The organism is Streptomyces sp. NPDC007025, from assembly GCF_042869455.1.
In the GTDB taxonomy this organism is placed as follows: domain Bacteria; phylum Actinomycetota; class Actinomycetes; order Streptomycetales; family Streptomycetaceae; genus Streptomyces.
In genome coordinates this window covers 1-18,876 of the sequence record NZ_JBIAFT010000005.1, presented here as the reverse complement: position 1 = coordinate 18,876, position 18,876 = coordinate 1, and the positions used below count along the sequence as shown (strand labels likewise).

At 73.1% G+C, this 18,876-nt stretch carries 15 protein-coding genes, 4 tRNA genes and 1 pseudogene; 13 read left to right on the top strand and 7 right to left on the bottom strand.

Annotated features, from left to right (window positions below; genetic code table 11):
- The first annotated feature begins 14 nt into the window (after positions 1-14).
- The 8 genes from ACFYMO_RS11100 to ACFYMO_RS11065 all read left to right on the top strand — a co-directional run bounded on the left by ACFYMO_RS11100 (position 15) and on the right by ACFYMO_RS11065 (position 9,392).
- Complete coding sequence (locus ACFYMO_RS11100; RefSeq protein WP_366774585.1) at positions 15-722, top strand: ElyC/SanA/YdcF family protein; 708 nt, start codon at positions 15-17, stop codon at positions 720-722.
- Complete coding sequence (locus ACFYMO_RS11095; protein ID WP_366774584.1) at positions 722-2,908, top strand: hypothetical protein; 2,187 nt, start codon at positions 722-724, stop codon at positions 2,906-2,908. Before ACFYMO_RS11100 ends, ACFYMO_RS11095 begins: the two co-directional genes overlap by 1 nt.
- 70 nt (positions 2,909-2,978) lie before the next feature.
- Positions 2,979-3,482, top strand: a complete 504-nt coding sequence (locus ACFYMO_RS11090; protein ID WP_366774583.1) for a hypothetical protein — start codon at positions 2,979-2,981, stop codon at positions 3,480-3,482.
- Between the two features lie 108 nt (positions 3,483-3,590).
- Entirely contained in the window at positions 3,591-4,529 is a 939-nt protein-coding gene (locus tag ACFYMO_RS11085) for a thioredoxin domain-containing protein (protein ID WP_366774582.1), read from the top strand.
- Complete coding sequence (locus ACFYMO_RS11080; protein WP_366774581.1) at positions 4,529-5,545, top strand: cytochrome c biogenesis CcdA family protein; 1,017 nt, start codon at positions 4,529-4,531, stop codon at positions 5,543-5,545. The genes ACFYMO_RS11085 and ACFYMO_RS11080 overlap by 1 nt, the downstream gene beginning before the upstream one ends.
- A gap of 260 nt (positions 5,546-5,805) precedes the next feature.
- Positions 5,806-6,822, top strand: a complete 1,017-nt coding sequence (locus ACFYMO_RS11075) for an ABC transporter permease (protein ID WP_366774599.1) — start codon at positions 5,806-5,808, stop codon at positions 6,820-6,822.
- Between the two features lie 85 nt (positions 6,823-6,907).
- Complete coding sequence (locus ACFYMO_RS11070) at positions 6,908-7,684, top strand: MBL fold metallo-hydrolase (RefSeq protein ID WP_366774580.1); 777 nt, start codon at positions 6,908-6,910, stop codon at positions 7,682-7,684.
- Positions 7,685-7,940: 256 nt separating this feature from the next.
- Positions 7,941-9,392, top strand: a complete 1,452-nt coding sequence (locus ACFYMO_RS11065) for an amidase (RefSeq protein WP_366774579.1) — start codon at positions 7,941-7,943, stop codon at positions 9,390-9,392.
- Positions 9,393-9,525: 133 nt separating this feature from the next.
- On the opposite strand, the gene ACFYMO_RS11060 is transcribed toward ACFYMO_RS11065, so the two are convergent.
- Positions 9,526-9,602, bottom strand: a tRNA-Phe gene (locus ACFYMO_RS11060).
- A 4-nt stretch (positions 9,603-9,606) separates the two neighbouring features.
- Positions 9,607-9,681: transfer RNA gene (locus ACFYMO_RS11055), tRNA-Asp, on the bottom strand.
- Positions 9,682-10,251: 570 nt separating this feature from the next.
- Between ACFYMO_RS11055 and ACFYMO_RS11050 the strand changes: the two genes are divergently transcribed.
- Positions 10,252-10,917, top strand: coding sequence for a Uma2 family endonuclease (locus tag ACFYMO_RS11050; protein ID WP_388545720.1), 666 nt, complete (start codon positions 10,252-10,254; stop codon positions 10,915-10,917).
- A 192-nt stretch (positions 10,918-11,109) separates the two neighbouring features.
- Here the strand turns inward: ACFYMO_RS11050 and ACFYMO_RS11045 are convergent.
- Positions 11,110-11,182, bottom strand: a tRNA-Glu gene (locus ACFYMO_RS11045).
- Between the two features lie 172 nt (positions 11,183-11,354).
- Positions 11,355-12,938, bottom strand: coding sequence for a metallophosphoesterase (locus ACFYMO_RS11040; protein ID WP_388545717.1), 1,584 nt, complete (start codon positions 12,936-12,938; stop codon positions 11,355-11,357).
- Positions 12,939-13,102: 164 nt separating this feature from the next.
- On the opposite strand from ACFYMO_RS11040, the gene ACFYMO_RS11035 reads away from it, so the two are divergent.
- The 4 genes from ACFYMO_RS11035 (at position 13,103) to ACFYMO_RS11020 (ending at position 17,149) form a co-directional block, all read left to right on the top strand.
- On the top strand, positions 13,103-13,519 hold the full coding sequence (locus ACFYMO_RS11035) for a metallopeptidase family protein (protein WP_388546176.1): 417 nt from the start codon (positions 13,103-13,105) through the stop codon (positions 13,517-13,519).
- A gap of 171 nt (positions 13,520-13,690) precedes the next feature.
- Positions 13,691-14,329 (top strand): hypothetical protein, encoded by a 639-nt coding sequence (locus ACFYMO_RS11030; RefSeq protein WP_366774576.1) that lies wholly within the window; start codon positions 13,691-13,693, stop codon positions 14,327-14,329.
- A gap of 585 nt (positions 14,330-14,914) precedes the next feature.
- Entirely contained in the window at positions 14,915-16,963 is a 2,049-nt protein-coding gene (locus ACFYMO_RS11025) for a DEAD/DEAH box helicase (protein WP_388545714.1), read from the top strand.
- Positions 16,964-17,076: 113 nt separating this feature from the next.
- A tRNA-Lys gene (locus ACFYMO_RS11020) sits at positions 17,077-17,149 on the top strand.
- A 210-nt stretch (positions 17,150-17,359) separates the two neighbouring features.
- Here ACFYMO_RS11020 and ACFYMO_RS11015 read toward each other — a convergent pair.
- From ACFYMO_RS11015 to ACFYMO_RS11005, 3 genes and pseudogenes are all read right to left on the bottom strand, one after another.
- On the bottom strand, positions 17,360-18,010 hold the full coding sequence (locus ACFYMO_RS11015) for a class I SAM-dependent methyltransferase (protein WP_366774574.1): 651 nt from the start codon (positions 18,008-18,010) through the stop codon (positions 17,360-17,362).
- Positions 18,011-18,076: 66 nt separating this feature from the next.
- A pseudogene (locus ACFYMO_RS11010) lies at positions 18,077-18,510 on the bottom strand (hypothetical protein).
- A gap of 187 nt (positions 18,511-18,697) precedes the next feature.
- Complete coding sequence (locus tag ACFYMO_RS11005) at positions 18,698-18,829, bottom strand: hypothetical protein (RefSeq protein WP_388545710.1); 132 nt, start codon at positions 18,827-18,829, stop codon at positions 18,698-18,700.
- Between the last annotated feature and the right edge of the window lie 47 nt (positions 18,830-18,876).

Here is an 18,876-nt window from a genome sequence, read left to right as displayed (position 1 = left end):
TGCGGGGGACCGAGGTGGGCGGAGAGCGTACGCGCCGCCGCAGGCGACGGGTGCGGGGCGCGGTGCTCGGCTGCGTGCTGGCACTGCTGCCGGCGACCTGGCTGCGGCTGACGACCGACGGCCGGGTCGGCGAGGACCTGGCGGAAGCACCCAGGGCCCCGGTGGCGCTGGTGTTCGGCGCGGGTCTGCGGGACGGCCGGCCGTCCCCGTATCTGGCGCACCGGCTGGACGCCGCCGTGCGGCTCTACCGCGCGGGTACGGTCCGGGTCCTGCTGGTCTCCGGCGACCACGGCCGCCGCGATCACGACGAACCCGGCGCCATGCGCCGCTACCTGCTCGACCGCGGAGTCCCGCCCGGCCGCGTCGTCACCGACCACGCGGGCTTCGACACCTGGGACTCCTGCGCCCGCGCCGCCCGGGTCTTCGGCGTCCGGCGGGCGCTGCTGGTCAGCCAGGACTACCACGTGCGGCGGGCCGCCGCGCTGTGCCGGGCCGCCGGGATCGACGCGTACGGCGTCGCGGTGCCCGAACCCCGGGACGCGACCTGGTACGCGGGCGGGCTGCGCGAGCTGCCGGGTGCGGTGAAGGCGGCCTACGACGCGGCGTTCACCCCCGACCCGCGCTTCCCCGGCCCCCGCGAACCGGGCGTCGTCCGGCGCGCCCTCGCGGGATCCGGAGCGCACCACCTCCCCACCGAGCGGCAAGAAAGCGGCACGCACTGATGACATCCACGGGGACCGACGGCGCGAGCAGCACCGGTGCGAGCACCAACGGCGCGAGCACCGACGGCGCGAGCACCACCGGCGCGAGCACCACCGGTGCGCGGACCACGCAGAGCGCGACCACCGGCGCCGGCGCCCCGGGCGCCGCCGGGCACACCGCCGACCGCGACGCCGAGGAGCGGGCCTACCGGACGGCTGCCGAGCACGGTGACGCGGCGGACCGGCACGCGTACGCGGAGTTCCTCGTCGGCAGGGGGCGCGTGGACGACGCGGTCCGCTGGCTGGAGGAGGCGGCCAGGGGCGGCGACCCGCGGGCCGCACGGCTGCGTGCGGTCACCGCGAAGGACCGGGGCCAGTACGCGGTCGCCGCATACTGGTACCGCTCCGCAGCCGAGCGGGACGGCGCCTGCGCCTTCGGCCTCGCCGAACTGCTGTGGGAGCGGCTCGACGACCAGGAGGGCGCCGCGGAGTGGTACGCGCGTGGCGCAGCCCTCGGCAGTGTCGAGTGCCGTACGAACGGCGCACTGCTCCTGCTCAGCCAGGGCCGCCGCAGGGAGGCGGAGGCGGAACTGGCGCAGGCCGCCCCGTACGACCATGTCGCCGGCCGGGTCGAGCAGCGGGTGGCCGAGTTGGGTGAGCGGATCGACCTCCACCGCGCCCGGATCCAGGAACTCACCGCGCTGTGCGGGCTGCCGGCCGAGGAGCGCCCCGCCGACCTGCCCGAGCGGGTGGCGGAGTTCCTCGACGATGCCGAGGAGTGCGCGCCCTTCAGCGAACTGCACACCGAACCGGAGTGGTTCACCTCCTACCCGTCCTTCCTGCCCGAAGCGGAGAAGGCGTACGTGGAGGCGCGCGCGCTCGGCAACCCGCGCACCGATCAATGGCACGCGCTCCTCCACTACCACCTCGACCGGTACGAGGACGCCTGCCGGGTGCTGACGGACGGACTGCGCCGCCACCCGGACTCCCGGCTGCTCTCCCGCTCCCTCAGCGCCGTGCACTTCCAGTACGGCGAACTGGCGCGGTACGAGGCGTCGCTGCGGCCCGGCGCCGAGGCGGGCGACCGCATCCAGCAGCGGCGGCTGGGCGACCTGTGCCGCGAGCAGTGGCGCACGGCCGAGGCCCGCCGCTGGCTGGAGGCGGCCGAAGCGGGCACCGACGGCGACGACGAACCGTACGAGGCCGCCGCCGACTCCCTCGCGGAGCTGGAAGCGGACGAGCACACCGCCCCGCCGGCACTCTCGGCCGAGGAGGAGTCCCGACTGCCCGCGCTGCACGCGGCGTCCGCATCCGGTGACCCGGCCGCCGCGCTCGAACTCGGCCGCCTGGCGGAGAAACTGCACCGCTACCCCGAAGCCGTACGGCACTACCGGCACGCCGCCGCGGCGCCGGACGTGTCCGCCGGCGCGCCGGACGTGTCCGCTTCCGTCCCGGACGTGTCCGCTTCCGCGGTCGGCGGGGGAGCGGGCAGTGCGCAGCAGGGACAGTCCGCGGAGGGGAGCAGCGGGGAAGACGAATCCCCGGCCGGCCCAGCCGCCCTCGCCGCGTACGCGCTCGGTCGCATGCTGCACGAGGAGTGCGGGGCGCACGAGAAGGCCGTCGTCCCGCTCTATCTCCCCGCGGCCAGGGCGGGCGACCTGGACGCCGTCGAGGGACTGGGCGCGCTGTACGTCCGGTTGGACGACCCGGTCGCGGCCGAACCGTGGCTGCGCAGGGCGGCCAGGTTCGGGCGGCCCGAGGCCGCGGGCTGGGTCGGCAACCGGGTCGGGGACGGCTACGGCGACCTGGAGGAGGCCGTCCGCTGGTGGACGCGCGCCGCCAAGGGCGGCAAGGTCTGGTACGGCTGGCGCGCCGGTAAGCAGCTCGTCCGGTGGCGGCGGTACGAGGAAGCCGAGGCCCTGCTGCGGCTCGCCTGGACGGGTCGCGAGGAGCAGGAGGCGCTGCACGAGGCCGCCTACTGGCTGGCCCGGTCCCTGCGCGGTCAGGCGCGTACCGTCGAGGCGGTGGAGTGGCTGCGCACCGCCCGGGAGGTGCACCCCCTCGTGCGGCTGGGCTACAGCGGCTTCATGCTCACCTCGCTCTTCGACCCGGCGACGGAACTGGCGGAGCTGCTGGTCGAGGAGGTCGCGACGCCCGAGGCGTACGCGGAGGCCGCGGAGCTGCGCGCCGCCGTCCCGGAGACCTGAGCGCCGGGGCCCGCACGTACCGCCCTCCGGGGTGACGGGCAGGGCGACCGTGTCCCGTTAGGCTGGCCGCATGCACGGTGGCGCACTGACGGTACGGGGCACGCGGCGGGCTGCCGCCGTCGTCGCCGTCCTCGTGGCGCTGCTGCTGGCACTGTGCGGGGCCGTGCAGCTCGCGGGTGCGCGCAGTGCGCAGTCCGCCGGGGCCGGTGCCGGCACCGGGGAGGCGTCCCTGGGGGCGCGGACCGCGGTGGCCGCGCCGTACGCCGCCGCACCGGACGTGCCGTACGCGGCCGAGGCGGTGCGGTACGCCACCGTGCCGTCCGCCGATCGCGCGGTCCCCGCCTCCGCTTCCGTCGACGCGGACCCTCAGCACTGCCACCGTTCGAAGGGCGGGGGCGGCGCGCTTCCGGCGGCGCCCGTCGGCAGTCGGCAACTCCTGTCTCTCGCGCTCCCGGCCTGCCTCACCCCGCAGTCGCACAGCGCGATCGGGGCGGCGCACGCCAGACCGCCCGTGCGCGGTCCCGCGCCGATACCGCCCCCCACTCCCGTCGGACTCTCCGTCCTGCGCGTGTAGCCGCGCCCGCCGGCGCGGAGTCCCCGCGCGTCCGCACGGTGCGGACGCGCCGACTTCCGTGCCGGTTCCGGATCGCCGCATTCCGCAACCGTGACAGGAGACGTCCGCATGCCCTCGACCGACCCCAGCAGCCCCACCGGGCCGTCCGAGCCCCCGGCGGGATCCGCCGCTTCCCCGGACCGCGATCCGAAGCCGACGCCGCATCCGGAGTCCACGCCGGACCCGAAGTCCAAGAAGAAGTCGGCCCTGAAGCCCCCGGCGCCGGCCCGCTCCCGCAAGGGGGTCGTCATCGGTGCGCTCGTCGCCGTCGCGGCGCTCCTGGCGGGCTGGTTGTCGCAGTACGCCGTCGGCGGGGACACCACCGCTCCGCGTGCGGGAGGCGACTCCGGCAGCACCACCGCCGACGAACGCTCCGGCAACACCGCGGCCGGCGACCCGGCGCTGTTGAAGCTGGCCCGCCGCAATGCGGACGACCCGTTCGCGCGGGGTGCCGCGGACGCTCCCGTCGTACTGATCGAGTACGCCGACTTCGGTTGCTCGTTCTGCGGCAAGTTCGCGCGGGACACCGAGCCGAAGCTGGTCGAGAAGTACGTCGACAAGGGGCTGCTGCGCATCGAATGGCGCAACTTCCCTGTCTTCGGCGAGGGCTCCGAGCGCGCCGCTCTCGCCGGGTACGCGGCAGGCCGGCAGGGCCGGTTCTGGCAGTTCTACGACGCCGTCTACGCCGACAAGGGCAACGAGAAGAACGCCTTCGAGGACGGGCACCTGCGCGAACTCGCCGAGCAGGCCGGCGTGCGGGACCTCGACCGCTTCGACCGCGACCGGTCGAGCGAGGCCGCCAGGAAGCTGCTGGAGAAGGACCGCACCGAGGCGTACGGACTGGGCGCCGCGGCCACCCCCGCCTTCCTCGTCAACGGTCAGCCGATCGCGGGGGCACAGCCGGACGAGGTCTTCACCGACGCGATCGAACGCGCGGCGGCGGCAGCCGATAAGTCCGGGAAGTCCGAGAAGCCCGGCAAGTCCGGCTCGGGCGGGGACCAGGACTGATGGACGTCGGATACCTGGCCGCCTTCCTCGGCGGCCTCCTCGCCCTGCTCAGCCCGTGCAGCGCGCTGCTGCTGCCCGCGTTCTTCGCCTACTCGATCGACTCGGCCGGCCGGCTGACGGCCCGTACCGGAATCTTCTACCTCGGGCTGGCCACGACGCTGGTCCCGCTGGGCGCGGCCGGCGCGTTCGCCGGCCGGCTCTTCTACGGCCACCGGGACCTGCTGGTCTCGGCCGGCGGCTGGCTGATCATCGCTCTCGGAGTCGCCCAGGTGATCGGTCTCGGCTTCGCCCCGCGCCGGTTGCAGCAGGTCTCGGGCCGTATCCGGCCCACGACGGCGCTCTCCGTGTACGCCCTCGGGGCCGTGTACGGCCTGGCCGGGTTCTGCGCCGGCCCGATCCTCGGCAGCGTCCTGACGGTGGCGGCCGTGCACGGCAACCCCGTCTACGGAGGGGTGCTGCTGGCCGTGTACGCCCTGGGCATGGCCGTACCGCTGTTCGTGCTCGCGCTGCTGTGGGAGCGATTCGACCTGGGGCGGCGGCGGTGGCTGCGCGGAAGGGAACTGGTGGTCGGCGGGCGTTTCCGGCTGCACACCACCTCGCTCCTCTCCGGCTTCTTCTTCATCCTCCTCGGAGTCCTCTTCCTCGCCTTCGACGGTGCGTCGGGCCTGCCCGGCCTCTCGGACGTGGACGGTGCCTTCGCCGCGGAGAACTGGGCCCGCCGGGTGGGTGACGCGGTGCCCGACAGCGTGCTGCTGGGCGTGCTGCTGCTGGTGCTGGGCGCGGTGGGTGCCGCGCGCGGCGTACGTACGGCGCACGCACGCCGCGTCCGCCTCCGCGCCGGTGCGCGGCCGGACCCGGGCGCCCGGGCCGACGCCGGGCCGCAGCCCGACCCCGCCCCGGAGCAGCCCGCCTCCGCCACACGGTCCGCCCCGGAGGCGCAGCCCGCCCCGGACGGGCGGTCCGCCCCGGACGCGGCGGCGGCACGCGCGGACACCCGGCCGCCCGCGGACGCATAGCGGGAACCGCCGGGAACCGGCTCCGCCCGGTGCGCGCGGAACCGGGCGGAGCCGCGCGGTCAGGGTTGCGGTCGGGGTTGCCGCGAGGCGGAAACGGTGGAATGCCCGTTGTGTCCGCATAGTGTGCAGGGATGAGCGAGGAACCCGAGTGGTCCGAGCACCGCGCGGACCCCAGCCCCGACCGGCCCCGCCACCCCGGCAGCGAGCAGGGCGGCGGCCGGCCGGGCCGGCACGGTGGCACGCGGCGCACCGCCGCCCGGATGTGGCAGGACTTCAAGGACTCGCCCTTCCTGCCCGCCACCGTGCTGGTGCTGATCCTCGCCGCGGCCGCCGGTCTCTTCGCCGGGTCGTACACGTACGCGATGGCGAATCCCACCCCGCACCACGTTCCCGTCGCAGTCGTGGGCGAGCCGGAGGGCCATCGGGACCGCGCGGCGTTCGTGCAGGGCATGGAGAAGGCGCTGGGTTCCTCGCTGGAGCTGCGCCATTACGGCACACAGGCGGCGGCGGAGCACGCCGTCGAGGCCCAGCAGGTCTTCGCGATCATGCGCGTGGAGCGGCCGAAGGGCGTCGAGCTGGACGTGTCGAGCGCGTCCGGCGCCTCGGTGGCCGAACTGCTGGGCACGGCGGGACCGAAGGTCGGCCGAGCGCTGGGCGTCCCCGTACGGGTGCGCGACCTCAAGCCGCTGAACGCGGGCGACCCGCGCGGCCTGGCGATCTTCTACATCTCGCTCGCCGCCGTCATCATCGGCTTCGTCGGGGCCATCCAGCTCAGCGTCCACGCCCGCGCCCTCAACCCGCCCGAGCGCATCGCCTACACCGCCGCCTACGCCCTCCTGGGCGGATTCGTCATCGCCGCCGTGGCCGACTGGGGACTCGGCGCGCTGGACCTCCCGTTCGTCCACTCCTGGCTGATCCTGGCGCTGACGATGTTCACCAGCGGGATGGTCTTCACCATGTTCAACACGCTGATCGGCCGCTGGGCGATGCTGCCGACCTGGGGCGTGATGGTGCTGCTGGGCAACCCCTCGTCGGGCGGTGCGGTCTCCTGGCCGCTGCTGCCCTCGGCACTCGGCGAGATCGGCCGCTGGCTGCCGCCCGGCGCCTCGGTGAACGCCCAGCACACCGCCGTCTACTTCGCCGACCACCAGCTCGTCCAGCCCTACCTGGTCCTCGCCGCCTGGGCGCTGGTCTCGTGCACCGTCTTCTGGCTCTGGCGCCACCGCCACCCGGGCGGCCGGGACCGCGCCCCGGCCCACGCCGCGGCCCCGTCCTGACCCGGCCCTGACCCCGGAACCGCCGGCCCCCGGCACCGGCCGAAATGCCGATACTCATGGATCAGGTGTTCTATAGACTCCTGCGGTGACGAACGATGTCCTCAGCCTCACCGTCCTGGGATCCGCCACGCCCTACGCGAGCGTCGACAACGCGTGCTCCGGCTACCTGGTGTCCGGCCGCGGCACGCGCGTCTGGATGGATGCGGGCAGCGGGACGCTGGCACAGTTGCAGCGTCACGTCCGGCTCGACGAGGTGGACGCGATCTGGATCTCGCACCTGCACGCGGATCACAGCGCGGACCTGCTCACCGCCTACTACGCGGCGCTGTTCGCGGATGTCCGGCTTGCCGCGCCCATCCCCCTGTACGGGCCGCCCGGGATCGCCGACCGGCTGGCCCACTTCCTCACCAACAGCGCGAACCGCAGCCCGGTCGAGTCCGCCTTCGCCGTCCACGAGTTGCATGACGGACACCGGGCGCGGGTCGGCGCCCTCACCATGACCAGCCGTACCGTGGAGCACGGGATCCCGGCTTTCGCCGTGCGCATCGAGGCCGAGGCCGAGGGCCGGACGCTGGCCTACTCCGGGGACACCGCGCCCTGCGCGAACCTCGCGGAACTGGCCGCAGGATGCGACGCGCTGCTGTGCGAGGCCGACAGCACCCAGGCGTCGGCCGAGGGCCCGCAGGTGCACCACACGCCCGAAGACGCCGGTGACGCGGCCACCGCGGCCCGGGCAGCGCGGCTCATCGTCACCCATGTCGGCCGGACCCTCACCCCGCAGGAGGCGGTGACCCGCGCCTCGGCCCGGTTCGCCGGCCCGGTCGACCATGCCGCACCCGGCGCCACTTTCCCGGTCGGCTAGTCCCGCTACACGGATCACCGGACGGGCCGACACGCGAGCAGCCCCGCCGCGGACTGTCGGCGGGGGCCGTGTGCCCCTGATTCCCTGTTCAGCTGATTCCCTGGTCAGCGCGGGGCGGCCGGCGAGGACGGGGACGAATGGCGACCCCCCGCCGATTCCCGCGCCGGGCTCGCCGCACAGCACGGGGAGTTCGTCCGTCCCCGTTGTGCCAAGCGGCATTTCGTGCCCTCCTCCACAGACCCATACGGTCCTGCTCATGGAGTGGAATTTTCGGACAGCCGAACAACTCGCGACTGCCCTGCGTGCCGGTGACGTGACCTCGGCGGAGCTGACCGACGAGGCCATCGCCCGTATCGAACGGGACGACGCCGCGATCAACGCGATCTGTGTGCCGGACTTCGACCGTGCACGGGCCGCAGCGCGCGATGCCGACCAGGCCCGCGCCCGCGGTGCGGACCGTCCGCTGCTGGGCGTTCCGGTGACGGTCAAGGAGTCCTACGACATCGCCGGGCTGCCCACGACCTGGGGGATGCCGCACCACCGGGACCATGTGCCGTCCGAGGACGCGGTGCAGGTGGCGCGGCTCAAGGCCGCGGGCGCGGTGGTGCTCGGCAAGACCAACGTGCCCCTGGGGCTGCAGGATATACAGAGCTTCAACGAGATCTACGGGACCACCAACAACCCGTGGGATCACCGCCGTACATCGGGCGGATCCTCCGGCGGCTCGGCGGCTGCCCTGGCGTCCGGATTCGGCGCGCTGTCCATCGGCTCCGACCTCGCCGGTTCGCTGCGCACCCCCGCGCACTTCTGCGGAATCCACGCGCACAAGCCGACGCTCGGGCTGGCGCCGACCCGCGGCATGGTCCCGCCGCCCGGGCCGGCCCTGCCGGTCGAGCACGACCTGGCCGTCGTCGGCCCGATGGCGCGCACCGCTCGCGACCTCACGCTCCTGCTCGACGTCATGGCCGGACCGGACCCGCTGACTTCCGGTGCGGCGTACCACCTGACGCTGCCGCCCGCGCGCCACGAACAGCTCCGCGACTTCCGGGTCCTGGTTCTCGACGACCATCCGCTCATACCGACCGGCTCCGCTGTGCGGGCGGGCGTGCACCGGGTCGCCGACGCGCTCGCCGACGGCGGTGCCCGCGTCGAAGGGCGCAGTCCGCTGCTGCCGGACCTGACCGAAGCCGCGATGCTCTACCGGCAGTTGCTGTTCTCGGGCTCCGCTGCGCACTTCCCCGTCGAGGAGTACGAGCAGCTGCGGACTCGCGCCGCCGCACTGAGCGCGGACGACCAGAGCCTCGATGCCGCGGTGCTGCGCGGCATGGTGTTCAGCCACCGCGACTGGATCGAGGCGAACAACCGTCGCGAGCTGCACCGCCGCGGCTGGCGCCGGTTCTTCGCCGAGTTCGACGCAGTGGTGTGCCCCATCACGCCGACTCCCGCGTTCCCGCACGACCACCACCCCGACCCGAGGGAACGCCGGATCGACATCGACGGCACCGAGTACCCGTACTTCGACCAGCTGGTCTGGGCCGGTCTGCCGACCATGCCCGGCCTGCCCGCCACCGCCGTGCCGGCGGGCCCGTCCCCCGAGGGGCTGCCGGTGGGAGTGCAGCTCGTCGGTCCGATGTTCGAGGACCGCACCCCGCTGCGGCTGGCCGAACTGCTGGAGCAGAAGATCGGCGGTTTCCGGGCACCGGAGTAGGGGTTCCCGGCCGGGATCCGGAGGGCTCGGAAGGCGTCGACCTGACCAGCGTGGGCGTATCGGATGGCGTGACAAAGCGTGAAACGGCCCCGTCGAAGATTCTCGACGGGGCCGTATGCCCTGCTAAGAGCGGTGGTGGCTGGGGCCGGGGTCGAACCGGCGACCTTCCGCTTTTCAGGCGGACGCTCGTACCAACTGAGCTACCCAGCCGCAGCGGTCCTGACGGGATTTGAACCCGCGGCCTCCACCTTGACAGGGTGGCGAGCACTCCAAACTGCTCCACAGGACCAAGCGTTTGTGCGAGGTACAGTCTCGCACAGTGCGACGTGTGGTCCCAACCGCGTTTCCGGGGCTTGGAACGCTCCCCAGCTGGGGTGACGTCGCCGGAAAAGAGTAACAGACCCCGGAGGCTGCCCCGAACCGTCAGCTACCGGGTCGTCTGCGGAGTCGGGGAAGGTTCCGCGTCGCCGGAACCTGGACCGCGCATGCCCCCGTATCGGCACGGCAGCACGAAGAAAGGCCCCTCCGGCCGCGTTTTCGCAGTTCAGGGGCTGAGAAGGTGCCCCAACGGGATTCGAACCCGAAATCGTTACCTCGCTGACCTGCGGGAATGTGACGAAGCCGGATGAGTGGGGCCGTTTCGCTCCGACCCGATCCGGCTGTGTCTCGCTCGATCCGGTACCCGTGCTGACGTGTCAGCACGACCCCGCGATCGTTGCTCGTGTAACTCCAGTCACGTCAAGCACATGGGGTGCGGGGGAAGCCCGGCAGGCCGCCCGAGCTGCACGGAGTAGCTTTCCGGCGCGTACCGGGTCCGCTACGTTGACTTCGGGGCAGCAGCGCGAACAGTGGAGGCGGCATGTCAGCGGGCGCAGCCGAGGGGCCTGAATTCCACCCCCCCGAGATGCTGAGCTGGGAAGAACTTCAGCAGCTTCCGGACGACGTCGCCGAGGGGATCGAGCTCTGGCAGGGCAGGGTCGTGTGGAACAGGCGCGGCCCGCTGGAGCACCAGCGTTTCGCCGTGCGCATGCGTAACGCGCTCGAGGACGCGGCCCGCCGCGCCATGCGGGGAGAGAGCAGCGGCACGGGCGAGCGCTGCTGGCAGGTCGAGGTGGAGACCAATGTCTTCTTCACGCCCGACAAGTCCAGCTTCCTCACCCCTGACTTCATGGTCCGCCGCTGCCTACCCCGTGGAGCCGACACCTTCGCCACGGACGCCGTCCTTGTGGGCGAGGTGCTCTCCGGCTCGGACACCCCCAGGCGCCGGCAGTGGAAGATGGACCGCTACGCGGAGGCGGCCATCCCCTGGTACTGGGAGATCGAGCTCGACTCGAGCGCGACCTGGGACGTCACCTCCGTTCGGGCGTACGAGCTGGTCGCCATCGACCGGTCCGGGCTCGCCGTCAAGCCGCTGCGCCCCTCGGTGTACGTAGCCGTCGGCGAGTGGGAGCCGGACGGCCTCGGTATCGAGTTCCCCGAGCCCTTCGCCCTGAGCGTCCCCTGGGAAGACCTGGCGTTCCAGTAGTGCCGAGCCGGCCAGGTGGTGTCGTGGGGCTGCCCTGGAACCGTTCGCCGGGGTCGTATGCGGAGCCGGGGGAGTTCCCCGTCGTCGGAAACTGGGCCGCGGATGCCCCGTGGCGGCACAGCCGAGTCGGCACGGCAGCACGAAAAAAAGCCCCTCCGGCCGCGTTTTCGCAGTTCAGAGGGGCTGAGAAGGTGCCCCCAACGGGATTCGAACCCGTGCTACCGCCTTGAAAGGGCGGCGTCCTGGGCCACTAGACGATGAGGGCGAAACCGCCGACTGTGCGCCTGAACAGCGCCTCAGCAGGCTCGGGCAGCATATGGGATGCACGGACCGTTCGCCAAAACATATGCCGGGCCCGGACGGCGGTGTGCGGGCGGTTCGCCGTACCGGGCCGCACGGTCAGCGATCCGGCCGTCAACCCTGCCCGTCCCGCACGGTCAGCGGCCCGTCGCCGGGCTCGTGCCGGTCGGGCTCGGCGACGACGGCGACGACGGCGACGGGGACGGCGAGGAGCCCGGTTCGACCTCCTCCGGCAGATGGCGGGACACCTCCGCCTTGGACAGTCCCAGGCCGCCCAGGTCGATCTCGTCCCATGCCTGGAGCTGCTTGCTGTCCCGGTCCAGGTAGAGCACCGCTGCCTGCACCTTGTCCGGCGTCTCGCCCTCGACCGCGCGCAGTCCGCTGCCTCCCGTGGAGCCCTCGATCATCAGCCGGGTGTCGTGCGGCAGCACCCGGGTGCTGCGGTTGTGGGTGTGGCCTGCGAGGGCGAGCGGGACGAGGCCGTCGGTCTGCTCGGCCAGTACCGGGTTGTGGCCCACGGCTATGTCCACCGGGGAGCCGGCGGCCCGCTGGGAGCGCAGCGCGGCGGCGAGCCTGCGGCCCTCCGCCCGCTCCGCCGGGTCGCCCTCGGCGGCGACCGAGCGGTCCGGGGTGAACTGCGGGTCGCCCCAGCCGGCTATCCGCAGCCCGGCGACGTCGACCGGTTCACCCCCGTCCAGTACGTGCACCTGCGAGGGGGACGTGCCGGCCAGTTTCTCCATGGCCTGCTGGGTGGTCTTCGAGTCGTGGTTGCCGCGGACCCACACATAGGGGGCGCCGAGGTCCGGTATGGGCTCCAGGAAGCCGTTCTCGGGGGCCGTGCCGTGGTCCATGGTGTCGCCGGTGTCGATGATCACGTCGATCTTGTACTGCTCGACCAGCGACCGGACGATGTGCCAGGCGGCGGGGTTGAGGTGGATGTCCGAGACGTGCAGCACCCGGGTGGTCGACGGGTCCGGCTGGTAGGCGGGGAGCGTGGACGCCGCGTCGTAGAGCTTGGTGACGTTGGTGACCAGCCGCGCCAGCTCCTGCTGGTAGACGTCGAACTCGGTGGCGATGCTGCGGGCGTTGCCCACCACCGAGGGGGCGCTCGCGAGCAGCCCGGAGAACTTCGGCTCCAGCACCGATTTCGGGTTCCAGGTGAGCGCCGCGGTCGCGCCGCAGGCCACCAGCAGCGCGAGGGAGAGTCCGCCTGCCGCGAGGGCCCGGCGTGGCCTGCGGTAGACGGCGAGGGCCAGCGCGCAGGAGCCGGTCAGCACCGCGACCGCCGAGCGTACGCCGAGGTCGAGCGCGCCCGAGCGGACGTCGTCCGAGATCTCGTCCTGCAGGCCCTCGATCCGCTCCGGGTGGTCCACCAGGGCCGAGGCACGCTCCTGGTCGAGCTCGTCGACGTCGACGTCCAGCCGCAGCGGTGCCGTGTGGCTGTCCAGCGCCAGCGCTCCCAGCGGCGCGACATTGATCTTGGTGCCGCCGCTGAAGGAGGGGCGCAGCGTCATCGTCGTGTCGACGGGCCCCACCGGCTCCCGCACGCTGCCCACGGCGAGCAGCCCCAGCCAGGCCCCCAGCAGCGTCACGAGCACAAGCCCCGCGGCACGCCGGTGGGAGCGCCGGGTGGTGGCGGCGAACCGGTGGGCGAGCCGGTCGGCGACCTGTCTGAACCGGTCCCTCGCGATCCGCGACGGTCTGTCGGCAACGCTGGCCATGTGGGCGCGTATGCCCCTTGTGCGGCGTCCTATGCCGCGAGCGGGCCGGGCGCTCGACGGCCCGGGCCCACGTGCGGTCGCCTGCGGGACCGGTTGGGCAGGAAACTGGTGCGCGTGCTGCTGCCCGGGCGGGGTCGCGGGTCGACAATGGTCACGTGCTGGAGATGACGCGTGAGGAGTTCGAGGAGCTGGTGGCAGAGGCCCTCGACCGGATACCGCCCGAACTGACCAGGCTTATGGACAACGTCGCGGTCTTCGTGGAGGACGAGCCTCCGGCGGGCGAGCCGGAGCTGCTCGGGCTCTACGAGGGGACGCCGCTGACCGAACGCGGCGAGTGGTACGCGGGTGTGCTGCCCGACCGCATCACGGTCTACCGGGGGCCGACCCTGCGCATGGTCGAGCGGGAATCCGCCACCGGCGGCGGCCGGGACACGGGGGACACCGGGGACGCCGGGGGTGGCCACGATGCGGAGAGCGGCCGGGAGGGGGTCGTGGAGGAGGTCGAGATCACCGTCGTCCACGAGATCGCGCACCACTTCGGCATCGACGACGAGCGCCTGCACGCACTCGGCTACGGCTGACGTGACGCGAGGCCGGGGGCGACAGGGGGCGCCCTGGGCGGCGCTCGGCGGTCGCGCGTGCGCCGTGGCGAGCGCCGTGGGCGTCGCGCGGCGTGACCTGTTGGGGTGATGGGGAGTTGGGCACGGCACTCGCCTGTAGTCCCGCTGTAGTCCCGCGCAGGAGGTCCCGCCGTGCGCCGAGCCCGTACCGCCGTACCCAGCCCCACAGTCGTCGCACGGACGACCGCGGGTGCCCTGATACTCGCGGCGGTTTCCACCCTCACCGGCTGTATGACGGTGCAGGGCGCCGACGACGCGGGCGAGGGCACCGTGCCGGTGGGCAGCAGGGCCGACGACGACAGCGGGGCGACCGAGCCGGACGGCGGACTGGACGGTACCGCCTACCGCAGGGGCCACACCCGCGGCGGAGCGCACGGTGGCGCCGACGGGCGCAAGGCCCGGGAGCACGAGCGGGACAAGAAGGGCAAGCACGCGAAGCGCGGCGAGCAGGGCGACGAAGAGCGCTCCGAGAAACGGGACGGCTCGGACGGAGACGGCTCGGGTGAGGACACCGGGTCCTCCAAAGGTTCCGGTCCGTCCGGCTCGTCGTCGGGCAGCGGCGGGACCCGCCCCGGGCCGGGCCCGACCGGGGGCCACGACGGTTCGGGCGGCGCCGGAGGCGGCCACGACGGCGGTTCGGGTACGCCGACCGACTCACCCAGCCCGACGCCGACCAAGCCGGATCCGGAGCCCTCGCCGACCCGGACCACGGCCTCGCCCAGCGGAGGCTCCGACCCCTTCGCCCGCCGGGTCCAGCCCAGTCCGGCCTGAGCATGCACGCTGCGCCTGCCCGAGCGCGCCCGGCTTGGCGGAGGCCCCGCGCCGCACGGTCGGACAGCGGCTCGGCGGTTCCGGGGCTCGGCGGCTCAGGGGCTCGGTGGCTCGGCGGCCCAGCGCGGCCTCAGTGTCGAGCGAGTGCCGCGTGCTCGGGGCACCCGCTCGACGCCCGCGTCCTCCCGGGAGCCACCCCGGCACCCCGCAAGCACCCGCAAGCACTCGGAAGCGGTCCACGCGCCCCCGGCAGCGGCCCGCAGCGGCCCGGAGCCCTGCTTCCAGCCGGGCCTCCGGCCGGATGCGCAGCCGGTCCGGAAGCCGGACCCGCGGCCGGGCCGGAGCCCCGGGGGAGGCGGGAGCGCGGTGACCGGGGGGATCGTGGCCAGGAGCCCGTTTGCGTGTTGCTCCCAGGGCCGCGTATGCTGGTAGATCGTTTGATCCCATTTGCCCGGCGCCGTCAGTACAGCGCGCCGTGTGGCGCGTTCTCTCCGGCCGTGGCTGACCGCATCGAGGCGGTTCTTTGCGAATTTCACGGAGTTATGGGCGCGTGCCGAATGACTCCGGAAGGTTGTCGCAACTCGCATGTCTGTCACCACCCCTGCCGCCGTACGGCCCGAGGACTTCCCCGAGCCGACCGAGCCGACCGCTGAGACGGTCCCCGCAGCGGCTCCCGAGACCCCTGAGACCCCCGAATCGGTCGACGCATCGACGGAATCGGCTGCCGAGGCCGACCAGGCCGACGAGGCCGCCGAGCCGCAGATCACGTTCGGCGAGCTGGGGCTCCCCGAGGCCGTCGTCCGCAAGCTCGCCCAGAACGGTGTGACCGCGCCGTTCCCCATCCAGGCCGCCACCATCCCGGATGCGCTGGCCGGCAAGGACGTGCTCGGTCGGGGCCGCACCGGCTCCGGCAAGACGCTCTCCTTCGGCCTGCCGCTGCTCGCCCGGCTGCACGGGGGCCGCACCCAGCGCAAGCGCCCGCGCGGCGTCATCCTCACGCCCACCCGCGAGTTGGCGATGCAGGTCTCGGACGCGCTGCAGCCGTACGGGGACACGCTCGGCCTCAAGCTGAAGGTCGTCTGCGGCGGTACCTCGATGGCCAATCAGATCTCCGCGCTCGAACGAGGTGTCGACATCCTCGTCGCCACCCCGGGCCGACTGCGCGACCTGATCAACCGCGGCTCCTGCTCGCTGGACGACGTCGAGACGGCCATCCTCGACGAGGCCGACCAGATGTCCGACCTGGGCTTCCTGCCCGAGGTCACCGAGATCCTGGACCTGGTCCCCGAGGGCGGCCAGCGGATGCTCTTCTCCGCCACCATGGAGAAGGAGATCGACTCCCTGGTCCGCCGCTACCTCGTCGACCCCGTCTCGCACGAGGTGGACGCGGCGCAGGGCGCGGTGACGACCATGACCCACCACGTGATGGTCGTGAAGCCGCGCGACAAGGCGCCGGTCACCACCGCCATCGCCGCTCGCAAGGGCCGCACCATCATCTTCGTCCGCACCCAGCTCGGTGCGGACCGCGTCGCCGAACAGCTCCGCGAGGCCGGGGTGCCCGCCGACGCGCTGCACGGCGGCATGACGCAGGGCGCGCGCACCCGCACGCTGGCGGACTTCAAGGACGGCAGGGTCAACGTCCTGGTCGCCACGGACGTCGCGGCCCGCGGTATCCACGTCGACGGCATCGACCTGGTGCTGAACGTCGACCCGGCCGGCGACCACAAGGACTACCTGCACCGCTCGGGCCGTACGGCACGCGCGGGCGAGTCCGGGACGGTCGTCTCGCTGGCCCTGCCGCACCAGCGGCGGCAGATCTTCCGGCTGATGGAGGACGCGGGCGTGGACGCCTCGCGGCACATCATCGGCCGCGGCGACGTCTTCGACGACGACGTGGCCCGCATCACCGGCGCCCGGTCGCTGACCGAGGTGCAGGCCGAGTCCGCCGCCAACTCGGCCCGCCAGGCCGAGCGCGAGGCCAAGAAGCTCAACCGCCAGCTCGAGAAGCTCCAGCAGCGCGCCGCGGAACTCCGCGAGGAGGCCACTCTGCTGACCGCCCGTGCGGCGCGGGAGCGCGGCGACGACCCGGACGCCGCCGTGGCGGCCGCCGCCGAGGCGGAGGCGGCCCAGGCCGCCGAGGAGGCCCGTGCGGAGGCACGCCGCGAGGCGAAGGCGGAGGCCGAGCGCCGCGAGCGGGCCGACCGCGAGCGCCAGGACCGCGACCGCGGCGGCCGCTCCTCGTACGACCGGCGCGACCGGGACCGCGGCGACCGCCGTGCGAACGACCGCGGCGGTGACCGGGGCGGCTTCCGCCGGGACCGCGACCGGGACGAGCGCCCCTACGGCCGCGACCGGGACCGGGACCGGGATCGCCGGGACGGCGGCCGCGGTGACGGTGGCCGCGGTGGCTCCGGTGGTGGCGGCTTCCGCCGCGACGACGTCCGCCGTGACGACCGCCGCGAAGGCGGGGACCGCGGTTTCCGCCGGGAGGGCTTCCGTGGCGGCGACCGTCCGCACCACCGCGACGACCGCCGTCCGCACGGCCGCTCCGGTGGCTCCCACGCCCCCAGCCGCAACGGCGCCCGCACCCCGGACCGCCGCGCGGACAAGCCCCGCTGGAAGCGCAACGGCTGACACTCGGTGAGGGCCCCGGCCCTCCCGAACGCGTGCCCGAGCACGGCTTCGAAGGCGTTCAACCCGGAATGCCTTCGAAGCCCGCCGGGCCTCCGGGCTATGCTGCTCGGTGCGGGCCGTTAGCTCAATTGGCAGAGCAGTGGACTTTTAATCCATTGGTTGTGGGTTCGAGTCCCACACGGCCTACCGATGAGCCCCAGGTCAGAGAATCTCTGGCCTGGGGCTTGAGTCGTTTTCGGGGCTGGAGATCATCAGCTCAACCATTGCTCAACCGAGGCGCCAGCGTGCGCATGGGTGAGCGTGCGCGAAAAGCGCCGCCGGATCCCTGGCTGGAGGTTGCGACGGCGCCGGGTCCCCATCCGCTCGTGGTGGGTAGACGCGCAGATGGCGGCGCGATCAGCGTGCGGTGACGAGCAGGGTCCCGATGTGTCCCGCTTCGCGAGGCTCCAGCACGGTGGCCTTGGCGGTGGCGAAGCCTGCGCGGATCAGCAGGCGCTCCCACACTGGGGGCCGGAAGCTGTAGCGGTGGGTGAACATGGCCGGTCCCGCGAAGTCGCCCTTGTCCATGCCCTGGGGTCCGTAGGCGCCGGGGATGGCCGGCGGCTGGGAGAAGGCGAACACGCCGCCCGGGTTGAGCCTGGCCCGGACGAGGGGAAAGAGGCGGCCCGGGTCGGCGAACCAGGTGCAGCCGAAGATGGAGTAGATCGCGTCGTAGGTGTCCTCGGTGGCGGCGAGGTGTTCCAGGACTTCGCCCTGCACGAAGGTTGCTCCGGTGCTGCTCCATCGTTCGGCGAGCTTCTTGACCATGACCGGCGAGAGATCCAGGCCGGTCGTCTGCACCCCGTGCAGGGCGAGGTAGGCCGCTGCGCGGCCGGTGCCGCATCCGATCTCCAGTGCGGTCGAGGGGGTGCCGAGGAGTTCGGGGCCGGGGCCGTGGTCCTTGTACTGGGTCCAGCGGAAGGCGGGCTCGGCCTCCGGGTCGAAGGCGGACTCGGCGTAGCTGTTCCACAGTTCGGTCTCGGCGGCGATGTCGTGCGGTACCGGCACGTGAGTGTCCTTTCGGCGGCATGCCCGCCCCGGTGGGCGCCACCGGGGCGGGCACTGTATCGGGCGTCAGTGGCTGTCGGGCGCCTTGTCGTCGCAGGGCGAGCAGTTCGCCCCGTCGACGGCCCACAGCTCTTCGTCCGGAGTGAAGCCGTTCGCGCGGATGGCGTCGGCGGTGCGCAGCACGGTGCCGTCGCCGCGGCGCTGGATCAGCGGGGCATGGTGCTTGTAGCGGCCCTCGTTGTACAGCCGACACAGGGCGAAGTAGACGGGGTGTCGAGGATGAGTTGGTGTACGCCGATGTCCACGGTCTTGCCGACGCCCAGGTGGAGGCCCGGCCGCTCCAGGGACGTCATGACGTACATGATCGCGTTGTCGAGGATGCGCTCAGCGAGACTGCGGACGGCGACCGTGTCACGCAGCAGCAGCCGCACCTCCCGCTCATAGAGGTCGATGGCCGCCGATCCGGGGGATTCCAGCACGTTGTAGGTGAGGCCGTTGATGTGGGGGCGTACCGCGGGTCGCGGGAGCGTTGGGCGGGTGGGTGGAGGAGGGCGGTGAAGGCGCTGGTCTCCGAGACTGCGGTGTCGTGCTGTACTGACATGTGCCTCTCCTGTCTGTGTCGATGAGTTGGGTTGGCCTCGCCCCTGGTGACCGGCGCGTGTTGGATGGCAGCCGTAGCGCGGCGGCTCACCGGGGCGGGGGGCTCATCGGGGCGGGCTTCCCGGCGAGTGCCAGGGCCACGGCGGCGGCGCACGAGGCGACCACGGTGGTCGCGTACAGCGGCCCGGCGTACCGGGCAACCCGTCGCAGCAGCGTCACGTCTCGTCGCCCTCCTGTCGGCGCTTGCGCTGCTCGCGCTCGGCTGC